Genomic DNA, 4,435 nt, shown 5'->3' with positions numbered 1-4,435 from the left:
ACGTCGAGGAAACGCTGTCGGCGCTCACCGATCTGCAGACCCAGGGCAAGATTCGCGCCTTCGGCTCGTCGACCTTCCCGGCGCATCAGGTGGTGCAGGCGCAGTGGGTCAGCGAGCGAAAGGGCCTGGGCCGCTTCGTCACCGAGCAACCGCCGTACTCGCTGCTGGCCCGCGGCATCGAGGCCGACCTGCTGCCCGTCGCGCAGGAGTACGGGATGGGAGTGCTGCGGTGGAGCCCGCTGGCCGGCGGCTGGCTCACCGGCGGGTACCGCAAGGGCAAGGATCTGCCAGAGTCCAAGCGCCGCAGTCGAATGCCAGCGCGATACGACCTCGACAGCCCGGATGGCCAGCGCAAGCTCGACGCCGCCGACGCACTCGGTGCGTTGGCCGAGGAGGCCGGGCTGTCGCTGGTTCACGTGGCGCTGACGTTCGTCATGCAGCATCCCGCGGTGACCGCGCCGATCATCGGTCCCCGCACGGTGGCGCATCTGGAGTCACAGCTCGGGGCGGCCGAGGTCACGCTGCCGGTCGACGTGCTCGACAAGATCGACGAGATCGTTCCGCCGGGGGTCACTCTGTCGAATGCCGACCAGGGTTATACGCCGCCGGCGCTGACCGATCCGTTCCTGCGGCGCCGCCGAACGGGGTAGGTCAGCTGTCGGCGAGTTCGAAGACGGGGATGACGCGGTCGGTGCGCTTCTCGTATTCGCCGAACCCTGGTGCCCGTTCGACGATTTCGGCATAGATGCGGTCGCGCTCGGCCTTGGGCAGTTCGCGAGCGACGGCGGCCCGTCGCGGGTCGGGTCCGATCTCGACCTCGACGGTGGGCTTGGCGCGCAGGTTGAACACCCAGCCGGGGCTGGCGGGGCGGCCGGCCGCCGAGCCGACGACGTAGACCTTGCCGTCGATGTCGAAGTAGCCGATCAGGTTCTCGCGCTGCGCGCCGCTCTTGGCGCCCGCCGAGGTGAGGATCAGCAGCGGGAAGCCCTCGAACTGCCCGCCCACCTTTCCGTCGTTGGCGCGGAACTCCGCGATGTTGTGTTCGTTGAACTCGCGCTCGGAGGTCAAGTCGTCGTCAGCCATGGTTTCCATGGTGGCACGGCTGGTCACGAGTGGTGTCGGGACGAAGATCTACAGGTCGAGTAAGCGGGCCTCCACGCTCGGGCCTGCCAACGCGAAAATTCGAGTAGTCGAATACCTCAAGGAAACTCCGGAATCCGACTACTCTGAACGACGTTGCACTGGTTGTTCGAGCAACGGCCAAGGGGGGCAGTTTCTTTGGGCAAACAACTATGGTTAGCCAGCCGCCATTCGCAGCACGCAAGAGTGCGACGCACGCAAATTTCTTGATGAGGCTCTCAATGCTCTCGCTTCCGCTTTCCTTGATCTCAACCGGCGTCAGCTAGGTCGTCGCGTGTACGCCGAAACGCCGAGGTCGTTCGCGAGCAGTGGGCGCCATGCCTCTTGACGCCACAGCGATCAACACCTCCGCGCTCCCCGGGATCCTCGCGGGCCCAATTCTGCGGCGCCTCACCCGAACCGAGGCAGCGGTGTGGGTGGCACTGAGCAAACCCGGCACCGTGACACTGCGCATCCGATCGGCCGGCCTGCCCGCAACGGAGGTCGTCGCCGGCACCGCGACACCGGTTCGAGTGGGCAGCCACCTATGGCTCACGGTGGTGTCGGGTACTGCGCCGGGCGGCACGTTCACCGCTGGCCAACTCTACGAATACCGGCTGACTTCTCCCGCCTGGTCCGAGCCGGACTGGGCGGACTTGGCGTTCGGTACGTCGCTGCCCGCCTTCCCCGGCCCGCCAGCCGACGTCGAGGACCTGGTGGTGCTGCACACGTCCTGCCGCAAGGCCCATGGCGGGGGGCGCGACGGCCTGGCCAACGCGGCTGCCGTCATTCGCGATCGGCTCGCAGGCGCCGTCGCCAACGCGCGGCCCCACCTACTCGTGCTGTCGGGTGACCAGATCTACGCCGACGAGGTGCCTGCGCCGCTGGCCCCACGCATTCGTCGGGTCGCGGCCGATCTCGTCGGGATCGACGAGTCGGCGGTGTTCGGGCCACTCCCGCGGATCGCCGGCCGCCAGGCCCCTTCGGAGAGCTTCGGTTTCACGTCAAGCGCGGCCTCCGACCATCTGTGGCCCCTGGGCGAATACCTGGCCACCTACCTCCTCTACTGGTCCGACGTGTTGTGGCCGACGGCGCTGCCGGCGTGGACGGACGTGACGCCTGCGACCGACCTCGACCCGGCGGCCGGCTTGGACGAAGCCGGCTGGAACGAACTGCTTCACGCAGTGGCACCGTTCCGCGAGGGCCTCGGCGACGTGCGCAGAGTGCTCGCCACCGTGCCATCGCTCATGGTGATGGACGACCACGAGGTCACCGACGACTGGAATCTCGACTATCCCTGGGCGGCAGCGGTTTACGCCAATGCGGCGGCCAGCCGCATCGTGCACAACGGCGTGCTCGCCTACGCGCTTTGCCAGCACTGGGGCAATGTGCCCGATCGCTTCGCCACCGCAGGCACGCCGGAGGCGACACTGCTCGCGGCCGCAACCTTCACGGGCACCAGTCCAGACACACCCGCCAATCGGAAGCTGCTCGGCGTGCCCACGGCACCGCCACCCAGCCCGCCGTCGGTGCTGCGCGATCTCACGGCACCTGGCGCGTTGCGTTACGACCTGTCGTTCGGCCCGGCCGAGGGCTGGCCGGTGCGCGTGGTCGCGTTCGACGAACGCACGGCGCGCGAGTTCATTCGGGTCGATCACCCGGCCGCCCGGATCTCGCTGGCCGCCTTGGCGTTGATGCTGCCTCCGCCCGCCGACACCGCCGCCGCCACCCTGGTGGTGGCACCGTCGCCGGTGCTCGGCACCCACCTCGTCGAGCACGTGATCCAGCCGCTCGCCAGCCTGCTGCCGGGCGGTTCCGAATTCTCCGACTTCGAATCGTGGTCGGCGGCCACCCGCAACCACCAGGAGCTGCTGCGCCTCCTCACCGCGTACGCCCCGCTGATACTCCTCTCCGGAGACGTCCACTACAGCGCGACCGCCTCGCTCGACTACCACCGGGGCGCGACGGCGGCCAAGGCGGCCGGTGTCACCAGCAGTTCGGCGAAGAACGCAGAACCCAAGACCCTTGCACTTCATCTCTTCGGCGAGTTCGCGATGCGCGTCGGGATCGAGCGTCCCCGTCGATTCGTCGGCTTCAACGCCTTGAGCGTGGCGCAGCGCGCTCAACTCGCCTCACCGCCAGGTCCTGCCGCGGTCGTGCCCTACGACCAGATGGTCGACATCATGCTGGGGCGGGTGTTTCGCGCCGGTCAGGAATCGCCGACGGTGCTCAGCGCCGAGGTCGCGACGGCCTATGGTCTGGGCGCCGGCGACTGGCACTACGACATCGACCCCGTCGATGACGAGACGATGCCCGCACCGGGGGCACTGCTGACCGACATCACTTCGGCGCCGGCGCCACCGTGGCCGTCGTGGGATCCGGCGAAGTCGTACACGATGCTGAAAGCGTTGCGCGCCTGCGACCTTCACCGAATCGGGCGCATGTTCGACGGGCTGCCGCAGATCTCACTGCTCGAGTTCACCGCAGGCCCGCTCACCGTGCACCACCATGTGACGACACCGGTCGGCGACGACCCCGCCGACACCGCCGTCCACCACTGCGACACGTCGGTGGTGATCGGCTGATGGCGGGTACGTCGGCGCTCGAAGGCCTCACCAACGCCTTCGTCGACGCCATGCGCTCGGCGCTCGACGGCACGAACCCGATACTGCCCGAATTGTCACCGCCCAACGAGCCGGCCGCCCGCGCCGCGCTCAACGATCTCGTCCCCCGCGCAGAGGCGGTGACCGACGCGGCCGACCCGGTGGCGTGGATCGACGCCGTCGACAGTTGGCGTGACCGAGTATTCGACGTCGTCGACAACGCATTTGGCGGACCGTCCGGGCCCGACGCCGCCCTGGTCCGGTTCCTCGAGGAGCGCGCTCCGCGCACGGCGGCGTTCCTCGCGCTGACCGGCGTGATCGTCCACCACCCGAGCGGCACCGATGACGTCGACTGGACGAAGGCCCAGGCGCTCATCAGCGACCCGGGGACACTCGTCAACGAATCGCTTTGGGACGCACTGCTCGGCGACGCCGACCTGCCCGGCACCGGCAGGCTCCCCGCGGTCATCGTGGCGTTGCTCCTGCTGGCACCGCAGACGATTCTCGCCCTGAGTAGCAGTGACATGAAGGTGGCCGGCCTGCCCGCGCCGGCCACCGATGCGCCCGGCCCCTGGCGTTCGTTCCGCGAGGCGAGCGAGGGCTGGATCTCCATCACGGTGCCCCTCGGCGACCCCGCCCGACCGCAGCCCTACCCCGGTGGCATCTTCGATCTCGCCGCCGACCTGCTGCCCGACCTCAGCGCCACGCTCGGC

The 4,435-nt window shown here is 68.8% G+C and carries 4 protein-coding genes; 3 read left to right on the top strand and 1 reads right to left on the bottom strand.

The genetic code is table 11. The features are described from left to right. Positions 1-650: aldo/keto reductase (locus VET27_RS20770; protein ID WP_526521507.1), on the top strand; the 650-nt coding region annotated here is incomplete at its 5' end. A gap of 1 nt (position 651) precedes the next feature. Here VET27_RS20770 and VET27_RS20765 read toward each other — a convergent pair. Further along, positions 652-1,083, bottom strand: a complete 432-nt coding sequence (locus tag VET27_RS20765; protein WP_526521506.1) for a nitroreductase family deazaflavin-dependent oxidoreductase — start codon at positions 1,081-1,083, stop codon at positions 652-654. Between the two features lie 374 nt (positions 1,084-1,457). Here VET27_RS20765 and VET27_RS20760 point away from each other — a divergent pair, with 374 nt between their 5' ends. Beyond that, positions 1,458-3,704 carry a hypothetical protein gene (locus VET27_RS20760; RefSeq protein ID WP_526521505.1) on the top strand — a complete coding sequence of 749 codons (2,247 nt, stop codon included), beginning with the start codon at positions 1,458-1,460 and terminating at the stop codon, positions 3,702-3,704. Continuing rightward, a partial coding sequence (locus tag VET27_RS20755; protein WP_526521504.1) for a hypothetical protein occupies positions 3,704-4,435 on the top strand: 732 nt, incomplete at its 3' end. The genes VET27_RS20760 and VET27_RS20755, both read left to right, overlap by 1 nt.

Origin of the sequence: Mycobacterium sp., assembly GCF_035633495.1 — a bacterium.
Classification (GTDB): Bacteria; Actinomycetota; Actinomycetes; order Mycobacteriales; family Mycobacteriaceae; genus Mycobacterium.
Note: the sequence above shows the minus strand (reverse complement) of the source record. Positions and strands in the feature narration are given on the sequence as shown.

Excerpts from the sequence above, each read along its gene's own strand:
- VET27_RS20765 (WP_526521506.1), bottom strand. The coding sequence starts at position 1,083 with ATGGCTGACGACGACTTGACCTCCGAGCGCGAGTTCAACGAACACAAC.
- VET27_RS20760 (WP_526521505.1), top strand. The coding sequence starts at position 1,458 with ATGCCTCTTGACGCCACAGCGATCAACACCTCCGCGCTCCCCGGGATC.